Here is a 16,238-nt window from a genome sequence, read left to right as displayed (position 1 = left end):
CGGGACGGGAAGAAATGCGGGGGAGGGAGCCTGTGGATAACGCTATGGATTCTGGCCGTCGAGCGTCTTGAGCTTGATTTCGGCCAACGGGTGCCCAGCCTTCGCGGCCAGGGCCCACCAACGCGCTGCTTCGGCCGGATCGGGCGCTTTGGTGGTGGTGCCAGCAAGGCTGATAACACCCACTTGGTAAGCGGCCTTGCCATCACCGGCCAGCGCAGCCAACCGCAGCAGACGAATACCCTCTTCCCGAGCACCCAACCCTTGGCCGCGAAACGTCAGGATATGACCATAGAAACTCTGGGCGCCGACATCCCCCAGGTTCGCCATCCGTGCGAACTGGCCTTCGAGCCAGGCCCAGCCGCGCGGCTGTCGAACGAACCAAGACCAATGAAACAACCGGCGCGCGAGCCAATAACCGGCCCGGGCCTTGATACGCCAGAGCATTAGGCTTCCGCCGATTCGGGATATTCGTACTCGAACACCCGGACCACTTCCGAAGCATGCCAGGATGCTGCGGCCACCCCGTCGGAAGGGCCGGAAAAACGGCCCAAGCGCTCGACGCATTCAAAGAAACCAGTGCGCGGCAACCGACTGGCGCCCTGGCTGATGACCAGCGAACTGCGCAGCGGCTGTTCGGCCCGTGCATCCAGCGCGGCCAGGTGTTCGAGCGCTGCGGTCAAGGTCTGCATGGCCGGGCTGGGAAGCTGCAAGCGTTCCAGCAAGGCGCGATAGGTCAATAAATGGCGCTGGCGGCGCGCCTGGTCCAACTCACCCAACAACCCGTCCCAATGTTGCCGACTGATGCGTACACTCACGATTCGTCCCTCCACCCCGGCACCGTCAATTCCCAGGCCAGACTGCGCTTGATCGCAGCATCGGGCTGACGCTCGCCGCTTTCGATCATGGCCAGATAAGACGGGCTGATGCCTACCGTGCGGGCCAGCGCCTCGATGGCGATGCCCTTCCCTTCACGCAGACTGCGCAGTTGATCCAGACCAGGAAGAACCTGGCCAGGTGCCGCCGCATGCTGGACCGTTGCCTCACGCGGCGGAGCTTGATTGATGCCTGCTGCCTTCAATAACGACTGGTACTGATCCCACGGTAAAACCGCGTACTCGGGCTCTCCGTCGCGTGTGATTACTTGAATATCCATGACTACCCCGTAGGACAACAACACTTAGCGAGTCAGCTTTTTCCTAGGAAGTGTAATCCTAAATAGCAGCCAAGGTCGCGGGGCGATGATGTTCTGGGGGGAAACGCCGGAATCAGGTCTTTTTAGGACCCTGGAGCTGGAGTTGCTCCGGGGTATCGGGAAGCCTCTCCACCAATGCGAGTTTCTCGGGGGGTTGCCGGTCGCGCCAGGCACGGAAGGCGCTTAGCTCATCGTCGAGTGTCTTCATGATCCAGGCCAGCACGGCGATGTCATCGAACATGCCAAACATGGGCAGCAAATCTGGAATCGCGTCCAAAGGGCTAAGGAAATACATGAGCCCCGCCACGACCGAGAGCAACGACTTGGCGCTGACGGCCCGGTATTCGCCACGCCAGTAGGCCAGGCACAAGGCCTGGAGCAACCGCAGGTCGTCCTTGAGCTTGCCAAGACGACCACCTTCACGCGCGCCCTTGCTGGCAACGGCAAACAGCAATGTTGGCAATCTGCCGCGGGCGAGCAGCCGTCCCGCCAAGGGCAGGAATCTCGTGAAATTCCACGGCGCCTTCATTTTTTCCCCCACTGAAATGTTATCCACACAAATTGTGGATAACCTTGTGAACAGAGCTACATTTCACCGCTGAAGCCCCCGTTTCATAAGGGTCCGGCTTAGATCGGGCGTTTTTTACTCACATAAAAAAACCCAACATTTCGTTGACTTGATCGGCCGACTGCGTCTAGCACAGCGCCTGTATTGCCTGTGACTGTAGCCTGCGTCGGACGTTCGGTTTTTTTAGTCATTTTCAAAAGCCGAATGCAACAACGCCCCGCATAAGCGAGGCGTTGTCTTTATAGCAGACGCGATTACTTGGCTGCGCCTTCTTTTGCCGGATCCTTGATGGCCAGCAGTTCCAGATCGAACACCAGGACCGAGTTGGCAGGAATCGCCGGGCTCGGGCTCTGAGCGCCATAGGCCAGGTCGCTTGGGATGTACAACTTGTACTTTTCACCGACGTGCATCAATTGCAGGCCTTCAACCCAACCCGGGATCACGCCGCTGACCGGCAGGTCAATCGGGCTGCCACGCTCCACGGAGCTGTCGAACACGGTGCCGTTGGTCAGCTTGCCAGTGTAGTGAACAGTTACTACGTCAGTTGGCTTTGGCTGTGCGCCGTCGGCTTTCTTGACGACTTCATATTGCAGGCCCGAAGCGGTGGTGGTCACGCCGCTCTTCTTGCCGTTTTCTTCGAGGAATTTCTTGCCGGCCGCTGCCGACTCTTCGCTCATCTTGGCCATGCGCTCTTCGGCACGTTTTTGCAGTGCGGCAAAGGCCTCGACCAATTCTTCGTCTTTCAGCTTCTGTTCTTTCTTGCCGACGGCATCTTCGATGCCCTGGGCGACTGCTTTGGAGTCCAGGTCATCCATACCTTCCTGAGCCAGGCTCTTGCCCATGTTCAGGCCAATACCGTAGGAAGCTTTCTGCGCCGGGGTTTTCAGCTCTACGCTGGTCTGCGAGTCACAACCCGCGAGTACCAGGCCAACCAGGGCAACCGCCGCCGCCAACCGATGCTGTTTCATGCTATTTCCTTGTTCATGCGCCTAAAGGGCAATCGAGTAAAGCCGCGAGCTTATCAGGCGGCCACGACCAATGGCTACCGGCATGTGAGCCACAAAGCGATGATAAGTTCAGGCCGCCAAACGCTTTTTAATCCTGGGCAGATGAAGCATCTGTCATCTATTACGTACAGAGACAAATTGCCGCCTCCCCTTCCCCAACGGTAATGGCCACTTGCCGGCCAAGCGGCACTGAGGCATAAGGGCATATCAAAAAAACAAGGACGTTACCGTGCGCCTCCTCTCTCGCGTTCTCTTGCTGGTCCTCGCGCTCCTCATCGTAATCGTGGCCGTGGTGCTTTATTACGTCGCAAACCCGCGCCTACCGGCGTATACACCGGTTGAAAAGGTCCACTACCTAGACCAATGGAGCGCCGCTGAGCGCCAGACGTACTATTTCACGCCCCAGGGCACCCAGGTCAAAGGCCTGCGCTACGAATGGTTCACCGCCCTTGAACGGCCGTTCTCGCAGCAGCGCTTCGCTTCACCGGAGTACCTGGCACGCTTCGGTTTCCTGGTCGATCCAGCGCAAAAGCCCACGCCGGACAATCCCGGTAACCTGCCGGTAGGCTTCACCCGGCATCAGAATGCCGGCAGCAACGCGCAATATCTGGATATCACCTGCGCGGCCTGCCACACCGGGGAATTGCACTTCAAGGGCCAAGCGATACGGATCGACGGTGGCTCAGCCCAGCATGTATTGCCGTCGACGGTTCCGACACTCCGCGGAGGCAGTTTCGGACAGGCATTGGTCGCAAGTCTCGCCTCGACTTACTACAACCCATGGAAATTCGAACGCTTCGCCCGCCAAGTGCTGGGCAAGGATTACGACGCCCGCCATGAAGAATTGCGCAAGACGTTTAAGGTTTCCCTGGACACTTTCCTGCGCACAGCCTGGAACGACACCCACCGCGGCCTCTACCCAACCGAGGAAGGTCCGGGTCGTACCGACGCCTTTGGCCGCATCGCCAATGCGAGCTTTGGCGACGCGATTTCGGCTGAAAACTACCGGATCGCCAACGCCCCAGTGGATTACCCGCAATTATGGGAAATGTGGACATTCGACTGGGTGCAGTGGAACGGCTCGGCCCAGCAGCCGATGGCCCGCAATGTCGGCGAAGCCTTGGGCGTCGGCGCGACGTTGAGCTTCTTCGACGCCCAAGGCAAGCCGCTACAAGGCGACGCGCGCTACCCTTCCAGCGTGCGCGTGCGCGATCTGAACAAGATCGAAGAGACCCTGCAACTGCTCAAGCCGCCGGCATGGCCGGAAACGCTGCTCGGTTCGATCGACAAGCCGTTGGCCGCAAAAGGCCGGGCGCTGTTTACCGAGAACTGTGCCGGCTGCCATGTGCCCAAGGTTGTCCAGGGGCCCGACAGGCCGGTCCAGCAATTGCACATGTTGCCGGTGAACGTGATCGGCACCGACCCCGGCACTGCGAACAATATCGCCGATCACCGTTTCAACCTGACCAGCCTGCAGTGGGATCCGGCAGAACTGGCGAAGCTGGGAGTCCAACTGCACCCGACTCCGACAGAACCACTTGACCTTAGCCAGATCTCGGTCGCCAAGGGCCTGGCCTACGTCACGGCCTTCGTCGAAAACAGAGCCTACCGCGACGCCGGCGTCACGCCAGCCGAGCGCCCAGCCCTGGACGGTTTCGGACTGCCAATCGGCGTTCGGGAGCTGCGCGCCTACAAAGCGCGGCCACTGGCGGGCGTCTGGGCCACGCCGCCGTTCCTGCACAACGGCTCGGTGCCGACCCTCTATCAATTGTTGTCGCCCCAGGCTGAGCGAGCGACCACTTTCTATAAAGGCAGCTTCGAATACGATCCGCGACACCTGGGCTATCGCACCGAAGCCTTTGCCAACGGTTTTCTCTTCGATACGCGGATCACTGGCAATCACAACAGTGGCCATGAGTTCCGCGCGGGCGAGCGAGGCAATGGCGTCATCGGTCGGCTGCTGCAGCCGCAGGAGCGCTGGGCCTTGCTGGAATACCTGAAGGTGCTGGGCGGGCCACTGGAGTCGCAACTGTAATGATGAACCCCACAGCTAGAAGGATGTTTACATGCTGATCACGCTCTGGCTGCGCCTCGGCGCCTTTTTGGGCAAGACGCTCTTATGGCTGCTGGGCATCGGGCTGCTCGGCTGGGCCCTGGCTACTGCTTGGTTTGCCTGGCAACACAGCGGGCCGGTCCCGGACAAGGAACAAATACCGCCCGGCGAAAGCGCCATGACCCAGGACATCATCCAGACAGCCATCCGCATCGTCGACCAACACCGCGAGGGCACGCGCTACCTGCGCGATGCCCATGCCAAGGCCCATGGTTGCGTCATGGCCGAAGTCCAGGTGCCCAACGACTTGCCTGCGCCGTTGCGCCAGGGCGTATTCGCCGAACCCGGCAAGACCTGGCAGGCGACGATCCGCCTGTCCAATGGCAACGCGTATCCGCAATTCGACAGCCTGCGCGATGCCCGGGGCATGGCAATCAAGCTGCTGGACGTGCCTGGCAGGCAACTGCTGGCTGATCGGCAATCCAAGGGCGAGCAAGACTTCGTGATGTTCAACCATCCGAACTTCTTCGTCAGCGACGTCGCCGAGTACCGTCAGAATGTGGCCGCGCAAGCTGATGGGAAAAAGGCGTTGGCTTTCTTTCCGAGCCTGGATCCGCGCACCTGGCAAATCCGCCATTTGTTCATCGCCCTGGCGACACTCTCGCCGCCTCCGGCCAGCCCGACCCAGACCACTTATTTCTCGGTCGCGCCCTATAAATTCGGTGAGGCCAACGCCAAGTTTCGCGTCGCGCCGGATCCGGACAGCTGCCCAAGCTACACCTTGCCACCGCAGAATCAGGACTTGCCGAATTTCTTGCGTAGCGCGCTGAATCAGCAGTTATCCACCGATCGTGTACCGGCCTGTTTCGTCCTGCAGATCCAGCGCCAGGACCCAAGCAAATACATGCCGATCGAGGACACCAGCATTGAATGGCAGGAAAGTGATGCGCCGTTCGAAACGGTGGCGCGGATCAAAGTGCCGGCCCAGGATTTCGATACGCCCAAGCTGAACCTGGCGTGTGATAACCAGTCCTTCAACCCGTGGTTCGGTGTTGAGGCCCATCGGCCGATTGGCGGTATCAATCGTTTGCGCAAGGCGGTGTATGAAGCGGTGAGCGACTATCGTCACAGCCGCAATGCCGAGCAGTAGCGAGGCGGTAAATGACAGGCAACAAAAAGCCCGCTCAAATGAGCGGGCTTTTTGTTGGCAACCTGGCGTTCAGTATTCCAAGTGCCGAATATGGCGCAGCGGACGGGACTCGAACCCGCGACCCCCGGCGTGACAGGCCGGTATTCTAACCGACTGAACTACCGCTGCGCGTAACATTGAAAGTTTGGTGGGTGATGACGGGATCGAACCGCCGACATTCTGCTTGTAAGGCAGACGCTCTCCCGGCTGAGCTAATCACCCTTCACTTTCGATGCGGGGCGCATTCTCTCACAGTTTTTTGTAACGTGCTGATTTAATTAACAAATTCAGCAAAAAAACTTGAGCAACGCGCACCGCGGGAACTGCAAACAGCAAAAAGCCCGCGTGAGCGGGCTTTCCGTGGTGACCTGGCGTTCAGTGTTCCAGGTAACCGAATATGGCGCAGCGGACGGGACTCGAACCCGCGACCCCCGGCGTGACAGGCCGGTATTCTAACCGACTGAACTACCGCTGCGCGTAACACTTAAAGCGAATGGTGGGTGATGACGGGATCGAACCGCCGACATTCTGCTTGTAAGGCAGACGCTCTCCCGGCTGAGCTAATCACCCTTCACTTTCGGTGTGGCGCGCATTCTACGGAGCAGTCCCCAAGCTGGCAAGCACTTTTTAAATTAATTTTTTCAGGCCTTCCAAAGGCTTAGCGAAGGGTTGGCCTATCGCGCCGCGAAGAGAATAATGCCCCCCTTTGTATAAAGGAGAGACTCACCCCATGTGGTTCAAGAACCTGCTTATCTATCGCCTGACCCAAGATCTGCCTGTTGATGCCGAGGCGTTGGAAACTGCACTGGCGAGCAAACTGGCGCGCCCCTGTGCAAGCCAGGAGTTGACCACTTACGGTTTCGTCGCGCCATTTGGCAAAGGCGAAGACGCGCCCCTGGTGCACGTCAGCCAGGATTTCCTGTTGATTGCGGCACGCAAGGAAGAGCGCATCCTGCCGGGCAGCGTCGTGCGTGACGCGGTCAAGGAAAAAGTCGAAGAGATCGAAGCCGAGCAAATGCGCAAGGTCTACAAAAAGGAACGGGACCAGATCAAGGATGAAATCATCCAGGCCTTCCTGCCTCGCGCGTTTATCCGTCGCTCGTCCACCTTCGCTGCCATCGCGCCGAAACAGGGCCTGATCCTGGTCAACTCCGCCAGCCCGAAACGCGCTGAAGACCTGCTCTCCACCCTTCGCGAAGTCATCGGCACGCTGCCGGTGCGCCCGCTGACGGTCAAGACGGCCCCGACCGCAATCATGACCGACTGGGTCAAGACCCAGAAAGCCGCGGACGATTTCTACGTGCTGGACGAATGTGAACTGCGCGATACCCATGAAGACGGTGGCATCGTCCGCTGCAAGCGCCAGGACCTGACCAGTGACGAGATCCAGCTGCACCTGAACACCGGCAAGGTGGTGACGCAACTGTCGTTGGCCTGGCAGGACAAGTTGTCCTTCGTCCTAGATGACAAGATGGTGGTCAAGCGCCTGAAGTTCGAAGACCTGCTGCAGGACCAGGCGGAGCAGGATGGCGGCGACGAAGCCCTCGGCCAGTTGGACGCCAGCTTCACCTTGATGATGCTGACGTTCGGCGAATTCCTGCCGGCGCTGGTGGAAGCCTTGGGTGGTGAAGAAATTCCGCAGGGGATCTAATCCCCTGCAGTTACTACCCTGTGGGAGCGAACTTGCTCGCGATGGCGGAACTCCAGTCGACATCTCAGTGATTGTCACTCCGCTATCGCGAGCAAGTCCGCTCCCACATTAGTATTCGGTGTTTTCAAATAATAAGGATCAGGTCATGCGTGCACTGGCTGCATTGAGTCGCTTTGTCGGCAATACGTTCGCTTACTGGGTGCTGTTTTTTGCCGTGCTGGCATTCATGCAACCGCAGTGGTTCGTCGATTTGAAGGTCGCCATCGTGCCCTTGCTGGGCCTGGTGATGTTCGGCATGGGCCTGGCACTCAAGCTGGAGGACTTCGCCGAAGTGGCGCGTCGTCCAGGACGCGTGGCCTTGGGCGTGATTGCCCAGTTCGTGATCATGCCGGGTACGGCGTGGCTGCTCTGCCAGGCGTTCAGCCTGCCGCCTGAGATTGCCGTCGGCGTGATTCTGGTGGGATGCTGCCCTAGCGGTACCTCCTCCAATGTCATGACCTGGCTGGCACGCGGTGACCTGGCCCTGGCCGTGGCAATTTCCGCCATCACCACGTTGCTCGCCCCTTTGCTGACCCCGGCGCTGATCTGGCTGCTGGCTTCGGCCTGGCTGCCGGTGTCGTTCTCCGCCTTGTTCTGGTCGATCCTGCAAATCGTGTTGCTGCCCATCGCGTTGGGCATCGTCGCCCAGCGCCTGTTGGGCGCGCGCGTTCGTCATGCTGTCGAAGTACTGCCCCTGGTGTCGGTGGTCAGCATCGTGATCATCGTCGCCGCCGTGGTCGCGGCCAGTCAGGCGAAAATTGCCGAATCCGGCTTGCTGATCATGGCCATCGTGGTCCTGCACAACAGCTTTGGTTACCTGCTGGGCTACTTCACCGGCCGGCTGTTTGGCCTGCCGCTGGCCCAGCGCAAGACTTTGTCGCTGGAAGTGGGCATGCAGAACTCCGGCCTCGGCGCAGCATTGGCAAGTGCGCATTTTTCGCCCCTGGCGGCGGTGCCCAGCGCGTTGTTCAGCGTCTGGCACAACATCTCCGGCGCCCTGCTCTCGACCTGGTTCCGCCGCATGAGCGAAAAGCAGGACCGCGCGGAACTCGCCCGGCAGACGGCGGACTGATAGGCGGACTTGACCGAATAGTCAGCATTGGGCATTCTGGCGCCCGATGCGGGGACGACCCTGCACTCCAGCGTTTTTTGTCCGGGGACGACCCCATCCATCGATGAGGTGTGTGATGTCCTGGATCATTCTGTTTTTTGCCGGTCTGTTCGAAGTCGGCTGGGCTGTCGGTTTGAAGTACACCGACGGTTTCAGCCGCCCGCTCCCTACCGCATTGACCATCGCGGCCATGGCGATCAGCCTTGGCCTGCTGGGCCTTGCCATGAAGGAGCTGCCACTGGGTACGGCCTATGCGATCTGGACCGGGGTCGGTGCCGTGGGCACGGTGATCGCCGGGATCATTCTGTTTGGTGAGTCGATGGCGCTGGTTCGATTGGCCAGCGTCGCGCTGATCATTGCCGGGTTGATCGGGCTCAAAGTCAGCGCCTAGATCCGGTTCTGTCGAAGCGAGTTTTCTCGCGATGGCAATCTGTCTGCCAGCGTTGATCTCACTGGCAGACCGCGATCGCGAGCAGGCTCGCCCACAGGATTTCGGCTTATCTGACAGCCCCACGCAACTCCCCCACCAGCGCTTGCAACTTCGCAGGCTCCGCCGCCTCGACCGCTACCGCCGCCCCCGCCACCAGGGTCACTCGCGACCAAAAACGACGAAACATGCCTTTACTTGGATCGCGACTGAAAAAACTGCCCCACAAGCCCTGCAACGCCAGCGGAATGACCGGCACGGGCGTTTCCTGGAGGATGCGCGTCAAGCCACTCTTGAACTCATTGATCTCACCGTCAGCGGTCAGTTTTCCTTCAGGAAAAATGCACACCAGCTCGCCGTTTTTCAGATATTGGGCGATACGGCTGAAGGCCTTTTCGTAGATATGTATATCTTCCTGGCGTCCGGCAATCGGAATTGTCCCGGCGGTGCGAAAGATAAAGTTCAGGACCGGCAGGTTGTAGATCTTGTAGTACATCACGAAGCGAATCGGCCGACGCACCGCGCCGCCAATCAGCAAGGCATCGACAAACGACACGTGGTTGCAGACCAGCAGCGCGGCACCCTCATCGGGAATCGCCTCCAGGTTGCGATGCTCCACGCGGTACATGGAATGGCTGAGCAGCCAGATCATGAAACGCATGCTGAACTCGGGCACGATCTTGAAGATGTAGGCGTTGACGCCAATGTTCAGCAGCGACACCACGAGGAACAACTGAGGAATCGACAGTTCGGCCAGGCTCAGCAGGATGATGGAAACGATCGCCGAAACCACCATGAACAGGGCATTGAGGATGTTGTTGGCGGCGATCACCCGCGCCCGCTCGTTTTCGACCGTACGTGACTGGATCAGCGCGTACAGCGGCACGATATAGAAGCCGCCGAAAACACCCAGGCCGAGGATATCGATCAGCACCAGCCAGGCGTGGCCAAACCCGAGAATCTGCAACCAGCCGTGGCCATCGACGCTGTCGGGAATCCCCCCGGAATGCCACCACAGCAGCAGCCCGAACACCGTCAGCCCGAACGAACCAAACGGCACCAGGCCGATCTCGACCTTGCGCCCCGACAGCCTTTCGCAGAGCATCGAACCCATGGCGATCCCCACCGAGAATACGGTGAGGATCAGCGTCACCACGGTTTCGTCGCCGTGCATCCATTCCTTCGCGTAGGCGGGAATCTGCGTCAGGTAAATCGCCCCGACGAACCAGAACCAGGAGTTGCCGACAATCGAACGGGACACCGCCGGGGTCTGCCCGAGACCCAGCTTCAAGGTCGCCCAGGACTGACTGAAGATGTTCCAGTTCAAGCGCATCTGTGGCGAGGCGGCGGCCGCCCGGGGGATGCTGCGACTGGCCAGGTAACCGGCCACGGCGATGCCGACTATCGCCGCTGACACCACCGGCGCGTAGTGTGCCGAAGACATCATGATGCCTGCGCCGATGGTGCCGGCGAGAATCGCCAGAAACGTCCCCATCTCCACCAGGCCGTTGCCGCCGACCAGCTCATCCTCGCGTAAAGCCTGCGGCAGGATCGAATACTTCACCGGCCCGAACAACGCCGAATGGGTGCCCATCGCAAACAACGCCACCAGCATCAGCCATAGATGATCGAACAGGAACCCCACCGCACCGACCGCCATGATGGCGATTTCGCCGAGCTTGATCAGGCGAATCAACGCGTCTTTGGCGAACTTTTCCCCAAACTGCCCTGCCAGCGCCGAGAACAGGAAGAACGGCAGGATGAACAACAGGGCGCAGAGGTTGACCCAGATCGAGCGGTCGCCCTCGATGGTCAGTTTGTAGAGGATGGCAAGGATCAACGATTGCTTGAAGACGTTATCGTTGAACGCGCCGAGGGATTGCGTAATGAAGAACGGCAGGAAGCGCCGCGTGCGAAGCAAGGTGAACTGTGAAGGGTGACTCATCTTCCATGTTCCTGAGTGGCGTGGACGCTTATTGGAATGACGCTTTTTCGATCCAGGCCACACATTACCTGTCTTTGACGATTATTTCGCCAGCCCCGATATACACGGCGACACAAACAACTCACCGTGCCAAGCGCCGAGCACGGTGCGCCAGCCAACGATCAGCCACATCACCATCAGCAGCACCACCAACACGCAGCCCAACACGTTGAAAAAAGCCAGGCCCAGCAGGCCTGCCAGCTTCAACGTCGTCAGCGCGTACACGCCCAGGGGAAAGGTGAAGCCCCACCAGCCAAGGTTGAACGGGATGCCTTCGCGCAAATAGCGCGCGGTGATCAGCAGCGCCATCAACATCCACCAGAAGCCGAAGCCCCATAGGGTGATGCCGGCGACCAATCCCAGGCCTGAGGCAACCTCACCCACGCCCGGCAGGCCATTGGCAGCAAAAATCATTGGCGCCTCCCCGCCCAGCAGCAACATACCCAAGGCACCGGTTCCGATCGGGCCGAGGGCCAGCCAGCTCGAAGCGGCCATACTCTCGTGGGGCAGCTTGTGCAAGGCCATGCGCAACAGCAGGATCGTCAGAATGCTGAACGCCACGGGCAGGGAAAATGCCCACAGTATGTAGCTGGTGACCAACATGATCAGTTGCGAATGCGCATCGGCGAGGTGCGGCGCCAGCAGCCCGCCGCTGGCCGCCGCGACTTCGGCGGCCACCACCGGCAACAGCCACACGGCGGTCATTTGGTCGATGCGGTGCTCCTGGCGGGTAAACATCAGGAACGGAATCAGCACGCCACAGGCCAGCGACATCGCTACGTCGAGCCACCATAACGCTTCCACCAGCGGCAACACGCCCTCCCCCCAGCGCGGTAGCCCAAAGACCAGAAAGCCATTGATAATGGTCGCCAGCCCCATGGGAATGGTGCCGAAGAACATCGACACCGTCGAATGGCCGAAAATCCGTCGCGCTTCGTCAAAGAACAGCACCCAACGGGCCGTATACATCAGGGTGAACACCACGAACAACAGCGCGTTGAACACCCACAATCCTTCGCCCAACGCGCGCAGGCTCGGAACCTGCGCCGACCATTGCGCCAAGGCCAGCGCGAGCACACCGGTCCCCATGGTCACGGCGAACCAGTTAGGTGTGAATTGACGAATGGCCTCCAGCGGCCTGGGCAAAAGGCTCAATGGGCGCAAGCGTTTTTTTGCGGCACAACATGTCATGGCGAACTCCGGTCCTCGGAAAAGTGCCTTCATGCTAGAGCCGGATCGAATATCTATATAACGGGTAATTTATCTATATGTTATCTATTTTATAGATAACAGTCAGACGCTGCCCTCGGTTTCGATCTCACCCACCGCCAGCAAGGCCTGCATGCCTGGCTCCAGGGCCGAACACCCTCGTTGCATAACAAAACGGAAATCATCTTCGCGCGACACCCCGCCACGCCTCGACCTTGGTCGACACTGACGAACCCGAGCGGGCATGCGAGACTGTCTTGCCGGGCCCGAGCCCGGGTGTATCTTGTCTGGGAGTTTCCATGTCGCTGTCCAGCGGGCTGATCGCTGTTGTCGCCCTGGCCTATATGGCCATCATGTTTGCCATCGCCTTCTATGGCGACCGCCGCAGCACGCCGCTGCCGCCACGCGTGCGGGCGTGGGTCTATAGCCTGTCGCTGGCGGTCTATTGCACCAGTTGGACGTTCTTCGGTGCGGTGGGCCAGGCCGCCGAACAGCTCTGGTCATTCCTGCCGATCTACCTCGGGCCGATCCTGCTGCTGGTGCTGGCGCCGTGGGTCCTGCAGAAGATGGTGATGATCAGCAAGCAGGAAAACATCACCTCCATCGCCGACTTCATCGCCGCCCGCTATGGCAAATCGCAATCCCTGGCGGTGGTGGTCGCGCTGATCTGCCTGGTCGGCGTGCTGCCCTACATTGCACTGCAGCTCAAGGGCATCGTGCTCGGGGTAAACCTGTTGATCGGCGCCGGCGCGGACGCCATGGGCACCCGCGCCCAGGACACCGCGCTGATCGTCTCGCTGATCCTGGCGTTGTTCACCATCGTCTTCGGCACGCGCAACCTCGACGCCACCGAACACCACCGCGGCATGGTGCTGGCGATTGCCTTCGAATCCCTGGTCAAGCTGTTCGCCTTCCTCGCGGTCGGTGCGTTCGTCACGTTTGGCCTCTATGACGGCTTCGACGACCTGTTCAACCAGGCGATGCTCGCGCCACGATTGGAGCAGTACTGGAAGGAAACCATCAACTGGCCATCGATGGTGGTGCAAACCGGTGTCGCGATGATGGCAATCATCTGCCTGCCACGGCAGTTCCACGTCACCGTGGTCGAGAACATCGAACCCCAGGACCTGCGCCTGGCCAAGTGGGTGTTTCCCGCGTACCTGGCCCTGGCCGCCCTGTTCGTCGTGCCGATCGCCCTTGCCGGGCAAATGATGCTGCCCAGCTCGGTATTGCCGGACTCGTTCGTCATCAGCCTGCCGCTCGCCCAGGCCCATCCTGCGCTGGCTGTACTGGCCTTCATCGGCGGAGCCTCGGCCGCTACCGGCATGGTCATCGTGGCGAGCGTCGCGCTGTCGACCATGGTGTCCAACGACATGCTGTTGCCGTGGCTATTGCGCCGCAACAACGCCGAGCGGCCCTTCGAGGTGTTCCGCCAGTGGATGCTGTCGGTACGCCGGGTGAGCATCGTCGCGATTCTTCTGCTGGCTTACGTCAGCTATCGACTACTGGGTTCGACCGCGAGCCTGGCCACCATCGGCCAGATCGCCTTCGCCGCCGTGACGCAACTGGCGCCTGCCATGCTCGGCGCGCTGTACTGGAAGCAGGCGAATCGACGCGGCGTGTTTGCCGGCCTCGCCATGGGCATATTCCTGTGGTTCTACACCTTGGTGCTACCAATCGCCGCCCATAGCCTGGGTTGGTCGCTGAGCAGTTTTCCCGGCCTGGCCTGGTTGCATGGCAACCCGCTGGACTTGCCGATCACCCCGCTGACCCAGGGCGTCGTCTTGTCCCTGGCGGGCAATTTCATATTGTTCGCCTGGGTCTCGGTACTGTCGCGCACCCGCGTGTCGGAGCACTGGCAAGCTGGACGCTTCATCGGCCAGGAAATCAGCGCCCGGCCCAACCCGCGCTCGATGCTGGCGGTCCAGATCGAGGACTTGCTTCAGCTCGCGGCCCGCTTCGTTGGTGAAGAACGGGCGCGCCAAAGCTTCATTCGCTTTGCCTATCGCCAAGGCAAGGGCTTCAACCCGAGCCAGAACGCCGACAGCGAATGGATCGCCCACACCGAGCGCCTGCTGGCCGGTGTGCTGGGTGCCTCGTCGACGCGGGCCGTGGTGAAAGCGGCCATTGAAGGCCGGGAGATGCAACTGGAAGACGTCGTGCGGATCGCCGACGAAGCGTCCGAGGTTTTGCAGTTCAACCGTGCGCTGTTGCAAGGCGCCATCGAAAACATCACCCAGGGCATCAGCGTGGTTGACCAGTCACTCAGGCTGGTGGCGTGGAATCGTCGGTACCTGGAACTGTTCAATTATCCCGACGGCTTGATCAGCGTCGGCAGGCCGATCGCCGACATCATCCGCTACAACGCCGAGCGCGGTCTCTGCGGGCCGGGCGAGGCCGAAGTCCATGTCGCCCGGCGCCTGCACTGGATGCGCCAGGGCCGTGCGCACACCTCGGAACGATTGTTCCCCAACGGTCGGGTGATCGAGCTGATCGGCAACCCGATGCCCGGCGGCGGTTTTGTCATGAGTTTCACCGACATCACTGCCTACCGTGAAGCCGAACAAGCCTTGACCGAAGCCAACGAAGGACTGGAACAACGGGTGGCCGAACGCACCCGCGAACTGTCGCAACTGAACCTGGCGCTGACCGAAGCCAAGAGCACCGCCGAATCGGCGTATCAATCGAAGACCCGCTTCCTGGCCGCCGTCAGTCATGACCTGATGCAACCCCTCAACGCTGCACGCCTGTTCTCCGCCGCGCTGTCCCACCAGCACGACGGTTTGCCAAGCGAAGCCCAGCAGTTGGTGCAGCATCTGGACAGTTCATTGCGCTCGGCCGAAGACTTGATCACTGACCTGCTGGACATTTCCCGCCTGGAAAACGGCAAGATCAACCCCGACCGCAAGCCATTCGTCCTCAATGATCTGTTCGATACCCTCGGCGCCGAATTTACCGTGCTGGCTCGGGAGCAAGGCTTGAAATTCCGGGTTCGCGGTTCGCGGTTGCGGGTCGACAGCGACATCAAGCTGCTGCGCCGGGTCTTGCAGAATTTCCTCACCAACGCCTTCCGCTACGCCAAGGGTCCGGTGCTGCTAGGCGTGCGCCGCCGCAACGGGGAGCTGTGCCTGGAGGTGTGGGACCGCGGACCGGGCATCGCCGAAGACAAACAACAGGTGATCTTCGAAGAATTCAAGCGCCTCGACAGCCATCAGACCCGCGCCGAAAAAGGCCTTGGCCTGGGCCTGGCAATCGCCGATGGGTTGTGCCGCGTGCTTGGCCATCCGTTGCGCGTGCGCTCCTGGCCTGGGCGCGGCAGCGTGTTCAGTGTCACCGTGCCATTGGCCAGCAGCAAAGCCGTCGAACCCAATGTCGTAATCGAGGCCAACGGCCATCTGCCCAGCGGCGCACTAGTGCTGTGTGTCGATAATGAAGACAGCATCCTGATTGGCATGGACAGCTTGCTGACACGCTGGGGATGCCGCGTATGGACGGCACGCAACCGTGAGGAATGCGAGCGCTGGCTCGCCCAGGGCGGCCGACCGCAACTGGCGTTGGTGGATTTTCATCTGGACGACGGCGAAACCGGGACTGAACTGATGGCCTGGTTGCGCACCCGCATGGGCGAACCGGTGCCCGGGGTGGTGATCAGCGCCGACGGCCGACCCGAGACCGTGGCCCAAGTGCATGCGGCGGGCCTGGACTACCTGGCCAAGCCGGTGAAACCGGCGGCGTTGCGGGCGTTGTTGAGTCGACACTTGCCGTTGTAGCGCGGAACGCAATCCAGCGGTCAATCAAACCTGTGGCG

General features: G+C 60.5%; 13 protein-coding genes and 4 tRNA genes. 6 read left to right on the top strand and 11 right to left on the bottom strand.

The window, feature by feature from the left end; genetic code table 11:
- Positions 1-42 precede the first annotated feature (42 nt).
- The 5 genes from VQ575_RS07160 to VQ575_RS07140 form a co-directional block, all read right to left on the bottom strand.
- On the bottom strand, positions 43-444 hold the full coding sequence (locus VQ575_RS07160; RefSeq protein WP_039594598.1) for an SEL1-like repeat protein: 402 nt from the start codon (positions 442-444) through the stop codon (positions 43-45).
- Entirely contained in the window at positions 444-815 is a 372-nt protein-coding gene (locus VQ575_RS07155) for a hypothetical protein (protein ID WP_003179080.1), read from the bottom strand. The genes VQ575_RS07160 and VQ575_RS07155 overlap by 1 nt, the downstream gene beginning before the upstream one ends.
- Positions 812-1,153, bottom strand: a complete 342-nt coding sequence (locus VQ575_RS07150) for a helix-turn-helix domain-containing protein (protein WP_039594612.1) — start codon at positions 1,151-1,153, stop codon at positions 812-814. The genes VQ575_RS07155 and VQ575_RS07150 overlap by 4 nt, the downstream gene beginning before the upstream one ends.
- A 112-nt stretch (positions 1,154-1,265) precedes the next feature.
- Positions 1,266-1,721 (bottom strand): YkvA family protein, encoded by a 456-nt coding sequence (locus VQ575_RS07145; protein WP_039594613.1) that lies wholly within the window; start codon positions 1,719-1,721, stop codon positions 1,266-1,268.
- 293 nt (positions 1,722-2,014) lie between these two features.
- Complete coding sequence (locus VQ575_RS07140; protein ID WP_039594599.1) at positions 2,015-2,728, bottom strand: FKBP-type peptidyl-prolyl cis-trans isomerase; 714 nt, start codon at positions 2,726-2,728, stop codon at positions 2,015-2,017.
- A 268-nt stretch (positions 2,729-2,996) separates the two neighbouring features.
- Here VQ575_RS07140 and VQ575_RS07135 point away from each other — a divergent pair, with 268 nt between their 5' ends.
- Entirely contained in the window at positions 2,997-4,802 is a 1,806-nt protein-coding gene (locus VQ575_RS07135) for a di-heme-cytochrome C peroxidase (protein ID WP_325919362.1), read from the top strand.
- Positions 4,803-4,833: 31 nt separating this feature from the next.
- Entirely contained in the window at positions 4,834-5,970 is a 1,137-nt protein-coding gene (locus VQ575_RS07130; protein WP_039594601.1) for a catalase family protein, read from the top strand.
- 91 nt (positions 5,971-6,061) lie between these two features.
- Here VQ575_RS07130 and VQ575_RS07125 read toward each other — a convergent pair.
- The 4 genes from VQ575_RS07125 to VQ575_RS07110 form a co-directional block, all read right to left on the bottom strand.
- Positions 6,062-6,138: transfer RNA gene (locus VQ575_RS07125), tRNA-Asp, on the bottom strand.
- Positions 6,139-6,155: 17 nt separating this feature from the next.
- A tRNA-Val gene (locus tag VQ575_RS07120) sits at positions 6,156-6,231 on the bottom strand.
- Between the two features lie 176 nt (positions 6,232-6,407).
- Positions 6,408-6,484: transfer RNA gene (locus tag VQ575_RS07115), tRNA-Asp, on the bottom strand.
- Positions 6,485-6,503: 19 nt separating this feature from the next.
- Positions 6,504-6,579 (bottom strand) — tRNA-Val (locus tag VQ575_RS07110).
- A gap of 160 nt (positions 6,580-6,739) precedes the next feature.
- Between VQ575_RS07110 and rdgC the strand changes: the two genes are divergently transcribed.
- The 3 genes from rdgC to sugE all read left to right on the top strand — a co-directional run bounded on the left by rdgC (position 6,740) and on the right by sugE (position 9,201).
- Positions 6,740-7,660 (top strand): recombination-associated protein RdgC, encoded by a 921-nt coding sequence (rdgC, locus tag VQ575_RS07105; protein WP_030142368.1) that lies wholly within the window; start codon positions 6,740-6,742, stop codon positions 7,658-7,660.
- A 145-nt stretch (positions 7,661-7,805) separates the two neighbouring features.
- Positions 7,806-8,771, top strand: coding sequence for a bile acid:sodium symporter family protein (locus tag VQ575_RS07100; RefSeq protein ID WP_039594603.1), 966 nt, complete (start codon positions 7,806-7,808; stop codon positions 8,769-8,771).
- Between the two features lie 115 nt (positions 8,772-8,886).
- Entirely contained in the window at positions 8,887-9,201 is a 315-nt protein-coding gene (gene sugE, locus VQ575_RS07095) for a quaternary ammonium compound efflux SMR transporter SugE (RefSeq protein WP_039594604.1), read from the top strand.
- Positions 9,202-9,307: 106 nt separating this feature from the next.
- Here the strand turns inward: sugE and VQ575_RS07090 are convergent, their stop codons facing one another.
- Together VQ575_RS07090 and VQ575_RS07085 are read right to left on the bottom strand one after the other, a co-directional pair.
- Complete coding sequence (locus VQ575_RS07090; RefSeq protein ID WP_325919360.1) at positions 9,308-11,182, bottom strand: MFS transporter; 1,875 nt, start codon at positions 11,180-11,182, stop codon at positions 9,308-9,310.
- Positions 11,183-11,263: 81 nt separating this feature from the next.
- Complete coding sequence (locus VQ575_RS07085; RefSeq protein ID WP_325919359.1) at positions 11,264-12,412, bottom strand: TDT family transporter; 1,149 nt, start codon at positions 12,410-12,412, stop codon at positions 11,264-11,266.
- A gap of 317 nt (positions 12,413-12,729) precedes the next feature.
- On the opposite strand from VQ575_RS07085, the gene VQ575_RS07080 reads away from it, so the two are divergent.
- Complete coding sequence (locus tag VQ575_RS07080) at positions 12,730-16,200, top strand: hybrid sensor histidine kinase/response regulator (protein ID WP_039594607.1); 3,471 nt, start codon at positions 12,730-12,732, stop codon at positions 16,198-16,200.
- The last annotated feature ends 38 nt before the right edge of the window (positions 16,201-16,238 follow it).

This window comes from Pseudomonas frederiksbergensis, assembly GCF_035751725.1.
Classification (GTDB): domain Bacteria; phylum Pseudomonadota; class Gammaproteobacteria; order Pseudomonadales; family Pseudomonadaceae; genus Aquipseudomonas; species Aquipseudomonas frederiksbergensis_A.
The sequence above is the reverse complement of the archived record's forward strand: the minus strand, read 5'-3'. Positions and strand labels throughout refer to the sequence as shown.